Genomic DNA, 19,559 nt, shown 5'->3' with positions numbered 1-19,559 from the left:
CTCCAATGAGCCTCCTTGTTGGTCGAGGGCATAATGCAGAAAGCGTGATGAGCGGTGATTCGATGGACGAACCGCAGCCGAAAGAGAGTTTGCTCAAGAAGAGTGGACGAATCGGAGCAATCCTTGGTTTCGTCTGGATTGCTCTGAATATTGTTGTGCCATTGGCTTTGTTGCGTGTGCCAGCGGTGCAGCGCTGGCTAGTGGCCTTTGACGACAAGCTCCCTTTTCATATTCCAGGAATTGGCTAGCTGCCTTTTCTTTTCTATTGCTGTGGTGCCCATGATTGGATCCATATCCATGGCCACCAACATGGGCCAGCTTCTCTAAGTTTTGGAGAAGTATCTCGTTTAAGGCCTTCCCGCAAGCCATCTAGGGCTAATAGGAATGTCCAATCGGGGCAATGCTGATGAGTAGTTCAGTCCTTTTTAAGGCCAAACATTTTCTTCCAGCCCCGCCAAACTAAAGGGTTATTGCCTTTGGTGATCACTGTGATCGCTCGACCCAAAAACCAGGATCCAGCAAAAAATCCAATCGCAGCTACTCCATAGAGGAGATTTGTTTGCAAGGTTGTTGTGGCGAGTAGTGACGGCATTTAATTGCTAAGACTTAACCAATTAAACCTTTGACTTTTAGCTGTTAAGGGCGATCTCAAGTTTCTCGGCCAATTCTCCAGCGTTGTACATCTCAATCAAGATGTCTGATCCGCCGATAAATTCCCCTTTGACATAAACCTGGGGAATCGTCGGCCAATTGGAGTAGTCCTTTATGCCTTGGCGTATTTCCATGTCGGAGAGCACATCAAAGGTTTCGAAGCTCATTCCGAGGGAGTTGAGGATCTGCACGCAATTGTTGGAGAAGCCGCACTGTGGCATCAGCTTTGTGCCCTTCATGAACACCATGATCGGACTTGATTGGATCAGGGCTTCTATACGGGTTTTGGTAGTGGGATCCATCGGAAACGAGGGGGAGAGGGTTTAGTCGGGAGTAGACGTGCTTAAGGCCAGGGCATGGATGACTTCACTGGCGAGCTGATCTTTGAGGGCCCCATAGACCAACTGATGCTGACGGATCCTGGAAAGGCCAGCGAAGGCATTTGAGATGACGTTCACCTGTAGATGGTCGCCGCCACCAGTGAGGTCTTCAACGGTGACTTGGGCATCAGGTAGGGCTAGCCGGATCGCTGCACCTACCTCATCGGATTGAACCATGGAGACCAATGTTGACTTCAAAGCTTGATGCTGGCAGATCCAAGTCGAAAGTTGACTCAGTTGGGAGTTGTCAGCTTGGCGCCGGCATAGGGGGTTTCTACGAAGCCCAGCTCCAGAAGGCTCTGATAGGCCTTTTGGCCTTCGGGGCGGGAGGGGGACATCACTCTCACCACTTCTACCAAAACCGGTACAGCGACTTCAGGTTGGTTTTGTTGGCGGAAAAGTGCTGCAAGGCGAAGGTTGGCCTGTGCAAGCAGCCCCATGGCCTTACGCCCTTTGGCATCCATTTCGCGAGGGATACGAGCATCCAGTCCGCGGAAGGCTCCACTGAGGTCCCGATAAAAGGCAAGCAGCTGCTTTGAAGCATCGCGAGCGTTGTCGTAGTCATTTCGGGCTTCAGTCAGATTCCCAGCGGATACAGCAGCATCTCCTTGATTCAGGAGGGTTTGAATTGCTGCCACATTGAATCCACCGCCAGCCTGGGCCAGCACCTTGTCATTGGATGAAGCTGCTGTTTGAGCTAGTGCTGAACCAGATGAGAGAGCTAGGCCAGCGGAAAGAGCAAGGGCCGTCAGCGGAAGGCGACAACGCATGAACTGAAGAACAGATGGGCGGAACTTTAAGGTGCTTTCTTCAGACGGCCTACTGCATGGAGGGCAGCTTGTTCAGCTGCATGCATCTGTTTGGATAGTTCCGCATTGAAGCTTTTGACCGCCTCACGACCAGTCCCCAGGATCTTCATCGGTTCTGCGAAGCAAATTGATGCCCGTCCACAGGCTTTTGGGATGACTTCGCTATAGCCAAGACCAACCGGCACGATTTGGACATCAATGTTTTGGTTCTGAGCAAGTTGGGCCAGACGTGCCAAACCTTGATAAAGCTCAATGGGTTCTTCGCTGCGATTGATTTTTCCCTCTGGGAAGACCACGACTTGTTGACCATCGGCCATCAGATCAATGGCGTAGCGCAGGCTGGTGAGCGAAGGTTTGACCTGATCTACGGGGAAACATCCCAAGCGATGGAGGAACCATCCCTGCAAACCCTTCATTTCGTCGAGGGTGACCATGAATCGACAATCACGACCCGTAACCCGACGGCCAGCGGCCATCGGCAACATCAATGCATCCCAGCGTGAACGATGGGTTGGAGCCAGCAACACCGGTCCTTGCTTTGGCAGATTGTCCTGACCCAGAACGATGCGCTCACGAAAGTAGTGACGCAAGACGATGTCTTGGGTCGTTACCATGGCAACGGGTGCCAAGAATGGGTCTATCCCAAGACCAAGGGAATTTTCGCGAGTCGCTAGGGCCGATGACACCGTCTCTGGCGAGTTCAAACATCCGAACTTAAAGGCCAAGAACCTCTTAACCCAATCGTGATTGGGCAGTTGAACAGGCGATCAAATCCCTTAGAGAATAGATGGCGGCCAATCATCCTGAATAGGATCAGGCCTGTTGCCCTTTCTTCATGGCAAGTCTCGGGGTCAACATCGACCACATTGCCAATGTGCGCCAGGCTCGCCAAACCGTGGAACCCGATCCAGTGCCCATGGCTCTAATGGCGGAACTTGGTGGCGCCGATGGCATCACAGTGCACTTAAGAGAAGATCGCCGACATATTCAGGATCGAGACCTGGAACTGCTTCGGGCAACAGTGCGCAGTCGTCTCAATTTGGAGATGGCAGCCACTCTTGAAATGGTGGGGATTGCTTTAAAAATCAAACCAGACATGGTGACCCTCGTGCCAGAGCGACGGGAGGAGGTGACCACAGAAGGAGGTTTGGATGTGGCTGCCCAGCAGGGATCCATTAAAGGCATGGTTGATCAGCTGCAGGCTGCAGGGATTCCCGTCAGCTTGTTTGTGGATCCTGTTTCTCAACAACTGGAGGCCTCTTGTAAGAGTGGTGCTCGTTGGGTAGAGCTGCACACTGGCGCTTACGCCGAAGCCTGTTGGGCTGATCAATCTCTTCAACTTGCACGCTTGACTGAAGCGACAGCAAGAGCCCGCAGCCTTGGCTTACGGGTGAATGCTGGGCATGGCCTCACTTATCAGAATGTAGAAGCCGTGGCGGCGATTGAAGGGATTGAAGAATTGAATATCGGTCATACGATCGTGGCCCGTTCGATCGCTGTAGGCCTTCAAGAAGCTGTAAGAGAGATGAAGCGTCTTGTCCAGAATCCCCGACGAGAACCTCTATTCGGATAGTTAGCAAAGATGAGTAGGCATTATTTAATCGCTGCAAATCAATGCTTACTCAGCAACTATGCGATGAAGAGCCTGTTGACTTAGTAAAAAAGATCTATCAGCTTGCAGTGACGGCGGTCTCGACTGTTACTGATCCTTCTACTGAAGCCTAAAACAGGCCCTCCAACATTGAGCAATCAGAATCTGAACAACCCTAGGAAGGTGCGACGTCCAGTTGAATTCTCTGCGGAGGCACGATCGTCCTGTTTGTAACGGGGCTTGGTTTCACCGATGGTAATCAGGGCCTCTTTCTCCTTCCACCAGATCCAGTCACGGATTGGTGGTGTGGTCATCAAATCTTCCCGGGTGAGACCAAGGTCAAGCTTGGCTGCGGCACCTAGAAGTACGTCCAGCATGGAGTCTGCATCCTCGCAACGCGCCAAAGCTTCATTGGTGCGCTCAGCACCATTGAGGGCTTTAACGAGTAAGTCCACTCGTTTCAGAACCGGCAACGTGCGTGGATCCAAATCAACCACTTCAAGACTGTTCACCGTACGCAGTAGCGATGACATATGGCTACTGCCCAGTCAGAATCTTGAAGAGAATGCTGCTCCGATTGTGAACTCACCCCGCGAATGTCACTGGGTGATTGGGGATGTTCATGGCTGTTATCAATCCTTGGTAGAGCTCATCGCCTTGCTGCCCAGCTCAGATCAGCTCGTGTTTTGTGGAGATGTGATCAATCGAGGGCCTGCCATTGAGGCCACCATGTTGCTTGCCTGGGAAATGGTCTGTCGCGGTGGTGCTCATTGGTTGCGTGGTAACCATGAACAACATTTGATCGATTGTCTGGAGGTCGATCCTCAGGATGGCCAGGCTGCTTTGCTGGCGATTGACACGTACCGGCAATTGGGTGATTGCCAGGCTCGAGAGTGGTTAAGCCGCTTGAAAGGGCTTCCTCTTGTTTACAAAGCCAAGGGATGGATTGCGACTCACGCTGGCTTTGACCTCCATGGCAATCCTGATTTGAGCATTCGTCAGCAATTCTGGGAGAATTACGACGGTCGCTATGGACGCGTGATCGTGGCTCATACCCCTCGTCCGCAGGTGGAGCGCCATCGCCATATCGTGATGATTGATACGGGAGCTTGCTACGGAGGCCTGCTGAGCGCCTATTGCCCCGAACGCGATGCTGTTGTTCAGGTCTGCGGTGAGCGCAAGTTGAATAAGCATCTGTCATGCGATGTCGACAAGCTCAAAGAGGCGTTAACTCGCGAGACGACTACATCATCATCCCTGGTTTCTGCTAAGCCTTGCTGACGATCTACCGCAGCAACAGAGCGGAGTGGTTAGCTCGAGTGTTGGCGGAGCAGTTGCGTCTGGCACCACCAGGTTTATTTGACTCAGTGGATGTCGTGGTGAACACCTGGCCCACAAGCCGCTGGCTGGGGGAACAGTTGGCAAGCGTGAATGGCATCAGTGCTTTGGTGCGATTCCCCTTTCCAGGATCACGCTTACGGCAGTTGGTTCGGATGGTCTTGGGGATCGATTGTGATGCGGAAGACCCCTGGCGGGCCAGTCGACTCGTTTGGCCTCTGCTTGATTTGTTGCCACAGCTTTTGGAGACTGAAGAAGCTGCGCCATTGCGAGAATGGGTCAATCGACAGCCATCCCGGCCAGGCCACCTCAACCGAGTGCAATGGCAGCTGGCGAGAAGCATCGCCGATGCCTTTGACGACTACGCGCTTTATCGCCCCAAGTTGATCCATCAATGGCTGCAGGGCAGTGATCGGCTTTTGACCTCATCGCAGGAGATGCCTTTAACCCTGCGCTGGCAACCGCAGTTGCTGCGTTTATTGGCTGAACGTTTGCAGGTTGAACCGTTCGGGATTCAGGTGCATAGGGCAGTTTCAAAGCTGCGCAGCGGAGACCATTCCGCCATGGCATTGCCACGTCAACTGCGATTTTTTGGTCTGAGCAGTTTGGCTCCGGTGCAAGTGGAGTTAATTCAGGCTCTCTCGGGTTTTGTGGATGTACAGATGTTTCTGCTGACCCCCTGTCCGGATCTTTGGCAGCGATGTCGTAGCAGAAGGGAGACGTTGGGGCATCAGTGGACCGAGCCAGCTGATGGTGTTTGGTTGCTCGAAGCGCCGCGCTTAGAAGCCACCCTTGGACGAATGGGCGCGGAATTTCAGCAGTTGCTGGAAGGTGGCGGTGAGAGTCAGCTTGGTCAGTGGCAGGAGGGTGATCTATTTGCTGCGCCGGCCACCATGGCCTGTGAATCTGGACAAGAACCTACGTTGCTTGAGCAGCTTCAGCAGCAGCTTGTCTTGCCAGAGGATCATCAACCTCTGCGGCGCAGGCAAGAGGACAGTTCTTTGCAGTTTTTGGCTTGCCCTGGGCAATGGCGCCAGGTGCAGTTGGTCCGCGATCAGATCTTGCAATGGTTTGCTGCCGACCCCAGCCTCGAACCCCGTGATGTGTTGGTGATGACACCACAGGTCAATCGTTTTGCTCCTCTGCTCGCCTCGGTGTTCAACGATGCTGCAGCTACTGGTGTGGAGCTTCCCTGGCGGCTCACAGATCGCAGCCAGCAGGACAGCCCTGGGCTGACGCAGGGGATGTTGCAACTGCTTCAGATCGCAGGCGAGCGATTGACTGCCACCGCCCTTGAAGGTTTGCTCGCTAATCCGGCAATACAGCAGCAGCAAGGCTTTGGCCAGGACGATGCCAGTAGCCTTAGTCGCTGTTTACAACGCACAGGATTTCGCTGGGGCCTTGATGCCGAGGAGCGTGGTGGTGATGAGACCCATAGCCTCAGTTGGTGCCTGGATCGCTGGCTGCTTGGCTTGGTGTTGCCCAGCACACCAGGTCTGGCGCCTGGGGGAGCAGCACCCTTTGCAGAGGGGCTGGAACCAGATCAGCTTGCTAAGTGGTGGCAGCTTTTGGCTCAGTTTTGCCGGCAGCTGAAAGAGTTTCGTCGTGCTCGAACTTGTGGCGCTTGGGTAGAGCTCTTACAGGGCTTTGTCGAGGAGTTGTTTGGTGATGGCGGCGCTTGGGCTTGGGAGCGGCAGTGCCTGTTGATCGCTTTGGAGGATTGGCGGCAGATTGGTGCTGACTGCCCGTTGCTGTTGGAAGCAGGTGTTGTAGCAGATGTTTTGAATGAAGCTCTCTCTGCAGATAGCGGTCGGTTTGGACATCGCACTGGTGCCCTCACAGTGAGTGCTTTGGAGCCGATGCGTGCCATCCCTCATCGTGTGATTGTGCTGATGGGATTGGACGCCGATGTGTTCCCCCGCCATCGCGAACGCGTTGGCTTTCATGTACTGGAGCAGCAGCGTCAGCTAGGTGATCCACGCAGTAGTGATCAAGATCGTTATGTGCTTTTGGAAGCATTGATGTCGAGCCGACAGCATCTGCTGATTACCTGGAACAGCCGCGATGAGCACACTGGCGAATATCGCCCAGCTGCTAGTCCTGTGCAGCAATGGCTTGGACAGCTACAGCATCAGCTTAGCGATGAGACGTTTGAGGGTCTATGTCGAGAACCAGCCGCCAATCCCCTTGATCGCAGTAATTTTCTATCTCAGGGGAGTCAACCCCCTGCTAGCTGTGACTATCGCCATTTCGAGGCGCGCCGCTGGTTGGATACAACTCTTGCGCCACCACCCCTTGCCCTTGCTCTGCCTATGCATTGGAGCTCGGTGTCATTGGAGGCTTCTGCGGTTGTCTCATCTGAATTGTTGTTGCGCTGGTTAATCGCTCCCCAACTGATTTGGTTGGAGCAATTTCAGTTAACACCACGTGAATGGCTTGATCCTGTTGAAGATCTTGAGACCCTCGATCTAGATGAATGGCATCGGCATGGTTTGCTCCGGCAACGTTTGTTAGAGCTGCTTGGCAATCTCCCTACGGATGAGAATGCATTGCTGCAGGAATCAGAAGCAGGTGATTGGAAGCATCGCTATGCCGGTCAAGGCACCCTTCCTCCAGGAGCAGCTGCGACGTTGGAGTGCGAACGGCTCGAAAAGCGTTGGCAGCATTTACAGGCAACGCTGCTGAGCATGGGACCATGCTCGACACGACGTCTTGAGTTGGCTGATGGCTCTAGGCAAATGCTCTGGGCTGGTGACACGGTTGTGGTGGTTCAGCCAGGTCAGTTGAAGTCAAGGGGGGTGATGGAGGGATGGCTAAGCCATTTGCAGGTTTGCGCAAATCACACGCAAACGGCGGCAACTGTCGTCGTCGCCCGTTGTGGATCAGCAGCCAAGAAGGATCAATTTGAGATAGCTCTGCGTTGGCAGCCACTTCCAGCCGAGCAAGCAAGAGAACAGCTCATGGCCTTGCAGGCTTTGGCATCTCAGGGCTTGAGTCAGTGTTGGCCGGTGCCACCGATGAGTGGTTGGGCTTACGCCAACGCCAACAACAAATCGGCTGGTAGGGGAGAAGAAGCCTTCCGTCAGTCTTGGAGTGGCGGATTCAATGGTCAGGGTGAGCGTGAACGGGCTGAGATGCAGCTCTGCTTTGGGGTGAACTGCGAAGCTTCAGAGCTTCTCAACAGCGCTGGTTTTGAGCAGGCATGTACAAGCCTCTATGGTCCTTTGTTTGAGGCATTGGCGATCTAGAAGTCATTGCGGCTGACCATTAATTTGAAGGTCATGCAAGGTTTTCGTTATTCAGTCTGCGCAGACTTGTGTGAACAGAACAAGGGATGGCTCCGATGTCAAATTCTTCAAAGCAAAGCGCAGCAGAGTCTCTGGGTAAGGCTTTTTCTGGTTGGGGCCTGAGTTGGGGTGGCTGGCTGGATAATCGCCAGGGTGAGTGGTGGCTGTTGGCACAGATCATCCTGATTGCAGCCCATCTTTTGCCCCCTTGGCCTTCTTTAGTGCGTTGGGGTTATAGCTGGCCATTGCCAATTGCCATTTTTGGAGCATGCCTGTTTGGTGTGGGGGTGTTGTTAGTGGTTCAAGCGTTTTGGCGTCTTGGTGCAAGCCTTTCACCACTGCCTGATCCAAAGCCCACTGCTGCCCTGGTAACGCAGGGGGCCTATCGACGCTGCCGCCATCCGCTTTATCAAGCACTGTTGCTGTGTTCCGCTGGAGTAGCCATTGCGCTTGGCAGCCTGTTGCATGTGGCGTTGTTTTTTGCGCTGTGCCTTTTGCTGAGAGGCAAGGCTCGGCGGGAGGAGCGAAAGTTACTGATCTTGCATCCTGAATACAGCGCCTATCGCGCTAGTACTGCGGCGATCATCCCTGGGTTGCCCTTGCTGGATTGGAGAAGCTGATTGGGATTAAAAGTTACTTTTTTTGGGTTGGGTGTGTATTGGATAGAGGTGCATATAATTGGGGCTGAGCCATTTTAAAATAGCTTCATTCTGTATGATACTTAAGGCCTGAGATTTTAAGACAGACCAGCTTCTTAAAAGTGAAATCAGCAATGATGATTTGAGAGGCTACGCCAAAATCTATCCTGCCCACCATTGTTAAGCTTTTTTGACTTTAGTGTTCTTGGCTGCAAAAGTAACTTGAATGGGGAGTGGGCAATGCTTACGAGATTCCCACCAACTTTTACGGAGTTATCTTGATACAAAAAGCTGAAAATAACCTTAGCCCCTTCAATCTTATGGTGATTGCAGGTAGCTGTGCTACTGCAATCGGGCTTGGCATAGCCCGCTTTGATTTTGGGGCAGTTGGACGCTTCATGATCGATGAAGCTTGGATCAGTACCACTGGAATGGGAGATCTTGCAGGCTTAAATCTTGCTGCTTATTTATTGGGCTCTTTGCACCATTCGCAGATACGCAATCGAAAAGTTGTTCTGCGTATGATGATACTTGCATTATTGCTGCTGCCGCTGTCTTTCTGGCTGGAGGCATTTGAATCGAGTTTTTTGTGGCAAGCAGTTGCTCGAATTTGTGCAGGCTTTGCAGCAGGCCATTTGATTAGTGGAATCCCAGCGATTGCTCTTACTGGCTTGCATTCGCGTTATCGACGCCGAGGTTCAGGTTTGGTTCTTGCGGGAGGAGGGATTGGAGCATTGCTTGGGGCCTCTGCAATTGGCCTCTTTGCCCATCATTCGGCGACGATCGCCTGGGTCGTTTTGGCCTTGTTGTCGATGGCATTGGCATTGCCTGTGCTTTGGTTGCTTAGCAAGTCAATACAGTCTCAATCTGCTTCTGGACAATCTCAATCTGCTGAGAGCTCAACTGACTTAAGTGCAATAAAACCAGGTAATCGTTGGCGAGTTGTGGTTCTGGTCGTAGGTGGCGGGCTGTTAGTAGGAGCGGGGCAAGTGCCGATTTCACTTTATGCACCGATCGTTGTTGCTCAGAAATTTGGTGAAGCCTCTTCTTTAAGCAGTGACTCTTTAGCTTTACTTGGATTGGGCTCTACGGTTGGGGCACTCACAGCAGCCTTTTTACCGCGCCGATGGCCGACATCCTTGATGCTCCCATTGGTGTCTTGTATTGGACTTCTGGCCAGCTTGCTGTTTTTCTTTAGCGATGAAGTTTCAATCATCCTTTTAGCAACGTTTCTGATTGGTGTATGGATGTGGATGACGGCCACTCTTACTTATGACAGGCTTGGAGAGTTTTTGCCATCTGCTGAGGCTCATCGACGCGTGTGGGCCGTTATGGTTTCTTTGGCAGGTTGCGGTTATGCATGCTTTTCTTTCTCATTTGCTCATCTTGCAAGTACCAATCTTAATTTAGTTCTTTTAATAGGAATTGGAGTTCTGGTCGTTCAGTTGAGCATGGAACTATTGCAAAGATTGGCTTCTTCAAAAGCCCCTAGTTATTGAGGGTTCTGTTACGGCTTAGCCAAATCTGATGAGATTATATGTCTGAAATGCAAGTAGAGAGAACAATCCTATTGATGCTTCATTGAAATCGATAGACAGTGGAATAAGAGAATCATTGAGGTAGGGTGCAGTATGTTGTCACTTTTTATATAAGCCCAATACGGAATCAGTAGATAACAGGATCAACAATTAATATTCTTCACCAATCGATTGCGTACCCTATGACCATCAGAGCTTGTTTGGGATGGAGAGATCTCTGGCAGATTGGACGAAATAATTAACAATAATTATATTTGAAGCTACTAGTCAAGACTTGTTTTAAAGTGGTTGGTAAGTTGAGTTTTTCAACGCCTTTAGGCACTTTTGGTAAATGCGATGTCAAAGGCAGAGAATGATCGGTGAGATTCACCAATTAGCTCTGCTGTACTGCAATGGCTAATGCAAGCAGCGAACCAGAATCTTGTTTCCATTCCAATGATTACCCTCTCGGACCTGGCCTGCGCTTACTAGAAGCCAGTGCTGGAACAGGCAAGACTTTTGCTCTTGCTCATTTGGTCTTACGACTGCTCACCGAAGGTCACCACCAAATTAGTGAACTATTGGTGGTGACCTTCACTGAATCCGCTGCAGCAGAGCTGCGCTCCCGCATTGGCCAACGTCTTGAGGATGCTCTTGAAGGTCTTGAAGCTCTCGATCAGGGCGCTACTGACAAGCCGCCTGATCTTGTTCTGGAGCAATGGCTTCAGCGCAAGGAGCACGATGTATCTCAACGGCATCAATGGATCTCCTCCCTCTTGGTGGCACTCGAGAGTCTTGACCAGGCTGATATCACAACCATCCATGGGTTCTGCAGGCGTACCTTGCGTCGTCAGGCTCTTGAGAGTGGTGCTGTCATGGACCCACGCCTGGATGACTCCGGACAACAACTTGTTCTAGAAGTTGTTCATGACTATTGGCAGCAACAGCTCTTAGCTCTCGATGCCCAGCATGTAGGCGGACTTCTTCATGCTGGCTTGAGCGTTGAGAACTTGGCAAAAGGTTTGCTCAAACTCGATAGCGATCCCAGCTTCGCTCTTGAAACTCAGCCCAGCAATCTGCAGTCTTCACAACCTCTATCAAGCCAGTTCGATTCATACCTTCAGCAGTGTTGGCAACAGTTTGTTGATCACTGGAAACGACACGGATCTGAATTGGATGTCGCTTTATCGAGTCGAGCTGCTGATTGGCGGTCTCTTGGTGTTCAAGACACAAAACCCTTTAGCCCTAAGCCCAAAAAAGATCGTTTCGCCATCCTCAATCGCTGGCTTGAAGCTTTCTCCCAACAACCACAACATTCTGATCAGCCTTTTACTCCTGGCTACGCAGCGATCCGTGATCAATCCTTGCTTACGGATTACTTTCATCCAGCTGTTGTTTGCACTGTTGCTCGGCGTAGCGGCGAAGAAAACCCCACTCCTCTGATGCCTGCACTGCAGAGATCAATTGCTGATCTTTGTGATGGCCCTGCTGAACAGGTGTGGAATCATGCATTGCATTGGGGGCTGTCTGCGTTAGCTGAGCGCCGCAGGCAGCGGGGTGTGATGAGCTACGCAGAGCTTCTCTCTGCACTGGATCCCAATCCTCAATCCGAGACCATCGCTCAAAGCCATCCTGCTCAACAAGCACCATGGCTTGAGGCGTTACGACAGCGTTATCGCGTTGCCTTGATTGATGAGTTTCAAGACACGGATCCTGTGCAATGGCGTCTGCTTGAAGGGGCCTTTGCACATAGCCCTGACCATCTTCTGTTGATGGTTGGTGACCCTAAGCAGGCGATTTATCGATTTCGTGGCGGTGATCTCAACACCTACATGGATGCACGTTCAAAGGTTGATCGCATCGACGTCTTGCTTGATAACTTCCGTACAACGACTCCATTGCTTGATGGCTTAAACCATTTGATGGCTCCAGGTTTGAGGCGTTCAAAACTAAATGTTCCATCTTTGACTGCTTGTAGTCAAGCAACACCAAGGCCTTTGCCCCTTGGTGTTCACCCACTTCAACTGCTCAATCTTGATGAAGCTACTCATCCAACAGGTGCGCAACCTGTTCCACTGACCTCTAAAACCAACCTGGAAGAACAGATCCCAACGGCTGTTGCCCATGCTGTTTTGGATTTGCTTCAGAGTGATTCATACAACTTCAGCCCTTCTGATATCTGCATACTTGTTGGTCGTCATCGACAGGCAGCCAGCATTCGCCAGGGCCTTGCTGTCGCTGGAGTGCCCACTCGGCTTGTTAGCCAGGGGGATGTTCTCACCAGTGAAGCGGCCCAGGTCTTACAACGTTTTCTGGATTGTTTGGCTAGGCCCGCTCAAAGCAGCAGTTTGAAGCTTTTGGCCTGTTCAGCTCTGATGCAATGGAACACAGAGCAGCTCGCTCAAGCTGAATGCAATGGTGAGCTCGATCAATTAGCCCTTCGCTTCAGGAATTGGGCCATCAATCTTCCCCGCCTTGGTCTTATGGGCTGCCTAGCGGAGTTACTTGAAGGCCGCACAATTGCTGATCTCTCAGAACGAGGACGCCTTTTAGGTGACTTATATCAATGTGCGCAGCTTGTACAGGAGGTGATTCATCGACAAGGCTTGGATGCGTCTACTGCAGCTGATTGGTTGCGTCGCCAACGACTACAACCTGTTGATACTGTTCCAGAGGCTCGACAACCTCATAGTGATGTAGCCGAGAGTGCGGTTGCTGTGGTCACAGTGCATCGCAGCAAGGGGATGGAATATCCCGTTGTGATTTGTCCCTACCTCTGGCAAGCCCCCTCCCTCCCCCGCGGCCCCTTGTGGAGATCCAGCTCAGAGTCGCGTTGGTGTGTAGCGCTCAGCACAGGCTGGGGGAAGGGATGGCAGCTTTCACAGCAGGCTCATCAAGCATCCCTGCAGGAAGCCGAACGTCTTGCCTATGTGGCGATCACAAGAGCCTGCTCTCTTTTGATGTTGATTTGGGCTCGGGGGGCCAAACAGGAAGGCAATCCCCTCAGCGCTTGGCTGTTTGGTGTGGATGCCATCGATTTAGCGATGCAGGATCTCACTCCAGAACGAATGAGTGCTTGGCTTGATCGCCAGCAGTTGCCGATCACTGTTGTTCCGGCTCAACTGAAGTCGATGCAACAGCGCTGGCAATCACCGCCGCTTCAAGGCGAATTAGCTCTTGGCCCAACACCGCAACGGCGCCTTGATCTGTCTTGGGGTCGCAGTAGTTATTCCGCTTGGGTGTCTGCTGCACACACTTATGACGGCAGTGCTCCTGCTGATCCTTTGGAGTTGGAAGAAGGTCGAGATAGCGATCAGCAGAAGCTTGAACCCATGCTCAAACTTCAAGATCAGAGTGCGATTGCTGATGCCTCTCGCTCAAATCCAACGTTGAACTGGTCTGACCAGGGCCCTCTGGGGCAATTCCCTCGTGGTGCTGCAGCAGGGGATTGCTTACACCGGATTCTTGAACGACTGGATTTCTGCAAGCCATTGCAAGATCCGAATGCCGTCATCGTGATTGAAGAAGAGCTACGACGCGCAGGTCTTGACATCACTCTGCTCGCCTCAGTTCAGGATGGTCTTGACAGGGTGTTGAGTACTCCAATTGGTGGTTCCCTGGGAGGCTTGCGACTGAATCAACTGCATGGTCAACGTCGCATTCATGAACTCAGCTTTGATTTGCCAATTGCTCATCAAGGCAAGGTGTTGCGTTCGTTTGATTTGGCCAGTGTTTTTCATCTGAATCCATTGGCTCGCTTTGGTTTGTCCTATGCCGGGATGATTAAAGGTCTGAATGTCTGCAGTCGTGGTTTTCTTACCGGTTCGATTGATCTTGTGTTCACCGATTCAGAAGAATCTTTAGAAGCTCGTTGGTGGGTTGCTGATTGGAAAAGCAACTGGATCGGTCGGCGTGATCCAGAGGGACAGGCTGTCGCTTGTGGTCCGCTCCATTACGACGACTCCGCAATGGAGCAGCAGATGCTTCTTCATCATTACCCCCTTCAATCCCATCTTTATTTGGTCGCACTCCATCGTTTTCTGCGTTGGAGGTTGCCAAGTTACGAACCACAGCGCCATCTGGGCGGATACGTCTACGTTTTTCTTAGAGGTGTCCCAGGCGCTAAGGCCATGAACGGTCGCTCCCTTACTAAACCAGCACCTGGATTGATTGTGGAGTCCGCACCATTAGAGCGGGTTTTGCTTTTGGATCGCTTGCTCAAGAACGGAGGACAATGACTCGCAGCGATTCATCCACTTGGCCATCAGGTTTCTCCAGAGCACTGCATCAAACGTTGTTGAGGCGTCTCCCGCCCAAGGCTTCATCAGTTCATCTCGAGGACTTGGTCAACGCGTTGATGGATGCATTGGCTCGCGGTGAGCTGCAGCTGAATCTCACTGCGATGTCTCCCCCTCAAGAACTCAAAGCCATGGGATGGCCTGAGGCTCATTGTCAGGCCCTGCTGGCTAGTGGCTGGCTGGAAGGCTCGGCTTCTCCGATGCTTTTAAACGGCAATCAATTGAGTTGGCGTCGTTGGCATGGTGACATGGACGCTGTGATCAAGGAGTTGATCAACAGGTCAAATGTTGTTCAACCGACTTCAATCTGCACCACACCATCGCATCATCCTCCTTTGTTGGATGGGCTTAATCCTGAACAGCAGGCAGCCGTAGAAGCCATCGATAACCATGGCGTGGTGTTGTTGAGTGGCGGTCCGGGTACGGGGAAAACCAGCACCATCGTGCAAATGCTGGCGCGGGCATTCACGTTGAGACCAGGCCTGAGGATTGGTCTTGCTGCTCCCACAGGTAAAGCGGCAAGACGCCTAGAGGAGGCTGTTCGCAAGGGGCTTGAGACAATCCCTTCCCCCCAGCGGCAGGCATTGACCAGCCTGCCTTGTAGCACCCTTCACCGCTGGCTTCAGGCTAGGCCTGGTGGGTTTGGTAGGCATCAACAACACCCCCTAATGCTTGATCTACTCGTTATTGATGAGATGTCGATGGTAGATCTCACCCTGATGCAGGCGTTGTTAAACGCCCTTCCTGTTGATAGTCAGCTTGTGATGATTGGTGATCCCGATCAGTTGCCTCCAGTTGGTAGTGGAGCGGTTTGGCATCAACTCCAACAGGCTGATATCCGCCAACAGTTCAATCATGGTGCTATTCATCTGCATCAGCTCTATCGCAACCGCGGTTCACTAGCGACGTTGAGCAGAGTTCTGTGTAATCAGGGCCTTTCTGCTTTTTGGCAACAACTCTCTCTTCTGCCGAAATCAGCGAACGTTGAACAGCATCAATGCAACCTCAGCAGCATGCCAAGGTTTTTAGTTCAGCACTTGCAGGAGCACTGCAGAACACTGCAACGACTCACCGCCCAACTGATGCTCGAGCTGCCTGATGATGCTTATACCTCAACCATGATCAACACTGATCTTGCCGTTGCAGCTGAGTCTTTGCTGGATTCTCTCGAGCGGTTGATGGTGCTTTGTCCGAAACGTCGTGGTTTTTGGGGAGTCGATGATGTGCATCGCGCATTGTTGGGTCAAAGCCTTGAGGCTGGAGTGATGCGCTGGCCGTTGGGAACGCCGGTGATGTGTTGCGAGAACCAAGCGGAACTGGGGCTAGCAAACGGTGACGTTGGCTTGGTGGTAGGTCAAGGAGACAATCTGCGCCTCCTGTTTCGCGTGATCTCTGAGCAGGGAGGACTCACCACACGCTTTATCCACCCGGCTCGATTGAGCATGGTGGAGCCAGCTTTGGCTCTTACGGTTCATAAGTCTCAGGGGAGTGAGGCTGATCATGTCATTCTTCTCTGGCCGGAAACCTCGGCTGTGTCGGCTACCAGCTCCGATGGCAGTGAGAGCGCTTCTGGCTTCGAGAGGAAACTTCTCTACACCGCTATCACGCGCGCGCGCCAGCGAGTGGATCTCGTCACTGCAACCCCATTTAGTCGCAGTGACGGCTGAGGTTGACGCCGCCATGCTGAACGCAACTGCTAGCAGAGGCATGAGTAAGGATCCCCAGAGAGTTGAGCGCCCTTGGGGTTGGTATGAAGATCTGCTCGAAGGAGAGGGCTATAAGGTCAAGCGTTTTTTGGTCTTTGCCGGTCAACAGCTCAGCCTTCAGCGCCATCAACATCGCAGTGAAAATTGGACTGTGGTCTCAGGCCAGGGGCAGCTTTTCTGTAAAAACACTTGGCACGATGCTCAAGCTGGCACCACCTTGTATATCCCTCTGGGAGTGCTTCACCGAGCTCGTGGAGGCCAAAGCGATTTGGTGGTCGTTGAGGTTCAACATGGTCAGCTATTGCAGGAATCAGATATTGAACGCCTCGAGGATGACTACGGACGGGTGATAAGTTAGATCCCCAACCTTTGAAGAAAAGGCGAGGCAGCACAACGCGGGTATCCGCGTATGGGGCGTTGTCTGCCTGATTTAAAGGATCAATCAGGCAGACAACGCCTTTTCTCGATGACCAATACAAAAGCGCACGAGGACGTCTCGTGTTCAGCTGAAAACAGCGAGTCTGAAACCTCTCCGACAAGCTTGGATGAAGGTTTAACCACTTTGGCTGAGGCTACGAATCAGGACAATTCAGACGATGGCTCAGTCGCTGTAGCCGCTGAGGTCTGTGAAGATCCTGAAGCGACAGAGTTAGTTTCTGAATTCGATTGTTTTGGCTTTAGTGAGCCGTTGCTCAAGACCCTTGCAGAAAAGGGTTATAAGCAGCCCTCTCCAATTCAGAAAGCTGCTATTCCAGAATTGATGCTGGGTCGTGATCTAGTTGGTCAGGCTCAGACTGGAACAGGCAAAACAGCAGCTTTTGCGTTGCCCCTGATCGAGCGGCTTCAGGATCATGGCAGTCGTCCCCAAGTGTTGGTGTTGGCCCCGACCCGGGAGTTGGCGATGCAGGTCGCGGATTCGTTCCGTGCTTATGCCGTTGGCCATCCGCATCTAAAAGTTTTGGCGGTTTATGGCGGCGCCGATTTTCGCTCTCAGATCAATACGCTGAAGCGTGGCGTGGATGTTGTTGTAGGCACCCCGGGCCGCTTGATGGATCACATGCGGCAGGGCACTCTCGACACCTCTGGTTTGAGGTGTTTGGTGCTTGACGAAGCCGATGAAATGCTGCGTATGGGCTTCATCGATGATGTCGAATGGATCCTGGAGCAGTTGCCTGATGAACGTCAGATGGTGTTGTTTTCGGCAACGATGCCATCAGAGATTCGTCGACTTTCGAAGCGTTACCTACGCGAACCAGCAGAGATCACGATCAAGAACCGTGATCAGGAGGCTCGTCTCATCCGTCATCGATGTATCACCCTCCAGAACAGCCACAAGCTTGAAGCCCTTAAAAGGGTTCTTGAGGCTTTCACTGGTGAGGGAGTGATTATTTTTGCCCGCACCAAGGTGATTACTCTCACAGTGGCTGAGTCACTGGAAGCAGCGGGACACGATGTGGCCGTGCTTAACGGAGATGTACCTCAGAATCAACGGGAACGAACGGTTGAACGTTTGCGCAAAGGCAGTGTGAATATCTTGGTCGCTACTGATGTTGCCGCTCGAGGCCTAGATGTGGATCGCATCAGCCTGGTGATCAACTACGACATCCCCTTTGATAGCGAAGCCTATGTGCATCGCATCGGGCGTACCGGCCGGGCTGGCCGCAGTGGAGAGGCCATTTTGTTCGTGAACCCTAGGGAGCGTCGCTTTGTGGGCGGCTTTGAACGTGCTGTAGGTCAACCTATCGAACCGATGGATATCCCCAACAATGCAGCGATTAACCAGAGTCGTCTTGATCGCCTTCGTCAACGCCTCACCACTGCCGCTAAGACGGAGAGAGATAACTCCGAGGAGACAGCCCTGCTCCAGGAGCTGATCCAGCGTGTTGTTCAGGAACTCACCCTCAGTCCAGAGCAATTGGCTCTGGCAGCATTAGAGCTTGCTGTTGGCCCAGGTCCAATCTTGGTGCAGGCTGATGAGGGCTGGTTGCAGCAATCAACTCAGCGAAGCCGCCGCAACGATCGTCACGAAAGTAGTCGTGGTGGCTCTGGCCGAAGGCCTGAGCGCTCATCCAGACCGCCAGAAGAGCACATGGAGCGGTTTCGCGTGGAAGTCGGTCATCGCGATCGTGTCAAGCCTGGCAATCTGGTTGGTGCCATCGCCAATGAATCCGGGCTTGAAGGCCGGATGATTGGTCGCATCCAGATTTTTGAGTCGCACAGTCTGGTGGATCTTCCCAAGGGAATGCCTGAGGATGTTTTTAAAGATCTAAAACGTCTCAGGGTGATGAATCGAGAGTTGCACATCCAGCGCGCTTCTTAATTCAGCGTCGATGGCTCTTTTGCAGCGTATCTGCCTATCCATCAGTCTGAGCAGTTTCCTTTTTGGCATGTCCACGGCTCATGGTCTAGCTCAAAGCAGCGAGCACGATGACGCTATTACCACAATGTGCTTAGTGGGCTTTAACGCAGCCATGGCCAATGCAGGCAAGACACCTCCTGCTGGGATGGGGCAGTTCACCTGTCAATGCTTCTTGGATCAGTTGAATGCCGGTGAAGTCATCAGTTCAGCCCAGTCCAAATGCCAAGCCAAGGCAAGTTCCCACTACGACATTTAAACCAGCTTTTGAATGTGTTGATCTGAACATTGGCTTGAAAGCGATTTTGATTAAGAAGCTCAATCATTCTGATCAACTCGAACGGTACTTCTTAAATATTTTTGTTCTGCTCGAAAGAACGTTAAGCAGATTCTGGTGACTCCCTTGGTTCAGCACACCATCGCAGCTAGACCAAGATTGAGAAGAATGAGAATCCCTCCTCAAATTCTTTATTAGCCACTCTTGATAATCGCCTGATTTTGTCGCCAGACCACAGCTTGTTTGTATGTCTTGTGGCTTTTTGAGAGCTTCTGACTCGCTCCCCTGTAACTTAGGTGAGCATCAGCATCAGCTCACCGGCCCCAAACGGCTCGCTCCCTAGGCTTCGGCTTTCAAGCTCCAGCATTCAAGGACTTTCCTTTTCGGACCAAGGCTTCACTGATCAAATCCCATCGGTCCTTTTAGGAATGACCATTTACATAGGCAACCTCTCTTTCCAGGCGGAACAGGAGGATTTGCTCGACCTGTTCAGCCAATACGGCGAAGTCAAGACATGCAGTCTCCCTCTCGATAGAGAGACGGGGCGCAAGCGCGGTTTTGCCTTCGTTGAGATGGCAAACGATGCAGACGAACAAAAATCGATTGACGATCTTCAGGACGTCGAATGGATGGGGCGAATGATTCGTGTGAATAAAGCAACACCACGTGAACGCACAGGTGGTGGCGGCGGTGGCCGTGGTGGATACGGCG

At 52.2% G+C, this 19,559-nt stretch carries 18 protein-coding genes; 12 read left to right on the top strand and 6 right to left on the bottom strand.

Going from position 1 to position 19,559, the window contains the following annotated elements; genetic code table 11:
- Positions 1-248: hypothetical protein (locus EV12_RS10305; RefSeq protein WP_241477280.1), on the top strand; the 248-nt coding region annotated here is incomplete at its 5' end.
- Positions 249-415: 167 nt separating this feature from the next.
- On the opposite strand, the gene EV12_RS14290 is transcribed toward EV12_RS10305, so the two are convergent.
- Genes EV12_RS14290 through EV12_RS10285 form a run of 5 tightly spaced genes read right to left on the bottom strand, consistent with a single transcriptional unit; the run spans position 416 to position 2,565 of the window.
- The gene (locus tag EV12_RS14290) at positions 416-592 is read right to left on the bottom strand and encodes a hypothetical protein (protein WP_193742216.1); all 177 of its coding nucleotides are present in this window, start codon (positions 590-592) and stop codon (positions 416-418) included.
- A 37-nt stretch (positions 593-629) separates the two neighbouring features.
- A complete protein-coding gene (grxD, locus tag EV12_RS10300) occupies positions 630-953 on the bottom strand; it encodes a Grx4 family monothiol glutaredoxin (protein WP_011130467.1) in 324 nt (107 codons plus the stop codon).
- A gap of 21 nt (positions 954-974) precedes the next feature.
- The gene (locus tag EV12_RS10295; RefSeq protein ID WP_036915048.1) at positions 975-1,208 is read right to left on the bottom strand and encodes a BolA family protein; all 234 of its coding nucleotides are present in this window, start codon (positions 1,206-1,208) and stop codon (positions 975-977) included.
- 56 nt (positions 1,209-1,264) lie between these two features.
- Positions 1,265-1,801, bottom strand: a complete 537-nt coding sequence (locus EV12_RS10290; protein WP_036915046.1) for a hypothetical protein — start codon at positions 1,799-1,801, stop codon at positions 1,265-1,267.
- A gap of 26 nt (positions 1,802-1,827) precedes the next feature.
- Complete coding sequence (locus EV12_RS10285) at positions 1,828-2,565, bottom strand: lysophospholipid acyltransferase family protein (RefSeq protein WP_036915044.1); 738 nt, start codon at positions 2,563-2,565, stop codon at positions 1,828-1,830.
- A 110-nt stretch (positions 2,566-2,675) separates the two neighbouring features.
- On the opposite strand from EV12_RS10285, the gene EV12_RS10280 reads away from it, so the two are divergent.
- A complete protein-coding gene (locus EV12_RS10280) occupies positions 2,676-3,413 on the top strand; it encodes a pyridoxine 5'-phosphate synthase (protein ID WP_036915042.1) in 738 nt (245 codons plus the stop codon).
- A 176-nt stretch (positions 3,414-3,589) separates the two neighbouring features.
- Here the strand turns inward: EV12_RS10280 and EV12_RS14700 are convergent, their stop codons facing one another.
- The gene (locus tag EV12_RS14700) at positions 3,590-3,964 is read right to left on the bottom strand and encodes a hypothetical protein (protein WP_241466621.1); all 375 of its coding nucleotides are present in this window, start codon (positions 3,962-3,964) and stop codon (positions 3,590-3,592) included.
- Positions 3,965-4,010: 46 nt separating this feature from the next.
- On the opposite strand from EV12_RS14700, the gene EV12_RS10270 reads away from it, so the two are divergent.
- The 10 genes from EV12_RS10270 to EV12_RS10225 all read left to right on the top strand — a co-directional run.
- Complete coding sequence (locus tag EV12_RS10270) at positions 4,011-4,712, top strand: metallophosphoesterase (protein WP_052039605.1); 702 nt, start codon at positions 4,011-4,013, stop codon at positions 4,710-4,712.
- Entirely contained in the window at positions 4,706-8,017 is a 3,312-nt protein-coding gene (locus EV12_RS10265) for an exodeoxyribonuclease V subunit gamma (RefSeq protein WP_036915041.1), read from the top strand. Before EV12_RS10270 ends, EV12_RS10265 begins: the two co-directional genes overlap by 7 nt.
- Before the next feature lie 86 nt (positions 8,018-8,103).
- On the top strand, positions 8,104-8,676 hold the full coding sequence (locus EV12_RS10260) for a methyltransferase family protein (RefSeq protein WP_036915039.1): 573 nt from the start codon (positions 8,104-8,106) through the stop codon (positions 8,674-8,676).
- Between the two features lie 338 nt (positions 8,677-9,014).
- Entirely contained in the window at positions 9,015-10,193 is a 1,179-nt protein-coding gene (locus EV12_RS10255; RefSeq protein ID WP_241466619.1) for a YbfB/YjiJ family MFS transporter, read from the top strand.
- Between the two features lie 431 nt (positions 10,194-10,624).
- Positions 10,625-14,449 (top strand): UvrD-helicase domain-containing protein, encoded by a 3,825-nt coding sequence (locus EV12_RS10250; RefSeq protein WP_036915037.1) that lies wholly within the window; start codon positions 10,625-10,627, stop codon positions 14,447-14,449.
- Positions 14,446-16,176 (top strand): ATP-dependent DNA helicase, encoded by a 1,731-nt coding sequence (locus tag EV12_RS10245; RefSeq protein WP_036915036.1) that lies wholly within the window; start codon positions 14,446-14,448, stop codon positions 16,174-16,176. The genes EV12_RS10250 and EV12_RS10245 overlap by 4 nt, the downstream gene beginning before the upstream one ends.
- Before the next feature lie 13 nt (positions 16,177-16,189).
- Positions 16,190-16,573: a phosphomannose isomerase type II C-terminal cupin domain gene (locus tag EV12_RS10240; RefSeq protein ID WP_036915053.1), complete on the top strand. Its 384-nt coding sequence runs from the start codon at positions 16,190-16,192 to the stop codon at positions 16,571-16,573.
- A gap of 108 nt (positions 16,574-16,681) precedes the next feature.
- Positions 16,682-18,535: a DEAD/DEAH box helicase gene (locus EV12_RS10235; protein ID WP_036915052.1), complete on the top strand. Its 1,854-nt coding sequence runs from the start codon at positions 16,682-16,684 to the stop codon at positions 18,533-18,535.
- Between the two features lie 10 nt (positions 18,536-18,545).
- The gene (locus EV12_RS10230; RefSeq protein WP_036915035.1) at positions 18,546-18,830 is read left to right on the top strand and encodes a hypothetical protein; all 285 of its coding nucleotides are present in this window, start codon (positions 18,546-18,548) and stop codon (positions 18,828-18,830) included.
- 446 nt (positions 18,831-19,276) lie between these two features.
- On the top strand, positions 19,277-19,559 hold a 283-nt coding region (locus tag EV12_RS10225), incomplete at its 3' end, for an RNA recognition motif domain-containing protein (protein WP_036915050.1).

The organism is Prochlorococcus sp. MIT 0701, assembly GCF_000760295.1.
Lineage (GTDB): Bacteria > Cyanobacteriota > Cyanobacteriia > PCC-6307 > Cyanobiaceae > Prochlorococcus.
The sequence above is the reverse complement of the archived record's forward strand: the minus strand, read 5'-3'. Positions and strand labels throughout refer to the sequence as shown.

Bases quoted from the DNA above. Each gene is read 5' to 3' on its own strand.
- EV12_RS14700 (WP_241466621.1), bottom strand. From the start codon at position 3,964: ATGTCATCGCTACTGCGTACGGTGAACAGTCTTGAAGTGGTTGATTTG.
- EV12_RS10290 (WP_036915046.1), bottom strand. From the start codon at position 1,801: ATGCGTTGTCGCCTTCCGCTGACGGCCCTTGCTCTTTCCGCTGGCCTA.
- EV12_RS10255 (WP_241466619.1), top strand. From the start codon at position 9,015: ATGGTGATTGCAGGTAGCTGTGCTACTGCAATCGGGCTTGGCATAGCC.
- EV12_RS10250 (WP_036915037.1), top strand. From the start codon at position 10,625: ATGGCTAATGCAAGCAGCGAACCAGAATCTTGTTTCCATTCCAATGAT.
- EV12_RS10240 (WP_036915053.1), top strand. From the start codon at position 16,190: ATGCTGAACGCAACTGCTAGCAGAGGCATGAGTAAGGATCCCCAGAGA.
- EV12_RS10235 (WP_036915052.1), top strand. From the start codon at position 16,682: ATGACCAATACAAAAGCGCACGAGGACGTCTCGTGTTCAGCTGAAAAC.
- EV12_RS10295 (WP_036915048.1), bottom strand. From the start codon at position 1,208: ATGGTTCAATCCGATGAGGTAGGTGCAGCGATCCGGCTAGCCCTACCT.
- grxD (WP_011130467.1), bottom strand. From the start codon at position 953: ATGGATCCCACTACCAAAACCCGTATAGAAGCCCTGATCCAATCAAGT.
- EV12_RS10245 (WP_036915036.1), top strand. From the start codon at position 14,446: ATGACTCGCAGCGATTCATCCACTTGGCCATCAGGTTTCTCCAGAGCA.
- EV12_RS10260 (WP_036915039.1), top strand. From the start codon at position 8,104: ATGGCTCCGATGTCAAATTCTTCAAAGCAAAGCGCAGCAGAGTCTCTG.
- EV12_RS14290 (WP_193742216.1), bottom strand. From the start codon at position 592: ATGCCGTCACTACTCGCCACAACAACCTTGCAAACAAATCTCCTCTAT.
- EV12_RS10280 (WP_036915042.1), top strand. From the start codon at position 2,676: ATGGCAAGTCTCGGGGTCAACATCGACCACATTGCCAATGTGCGCCAG.
- EV12_RS10230 (WP_036915035.1), top strand. From the start codon at position 18,546: ATGGCTCTTTTGCAGCGTATCTGCCTATCCATCAGTCTGAGCAGTTTC.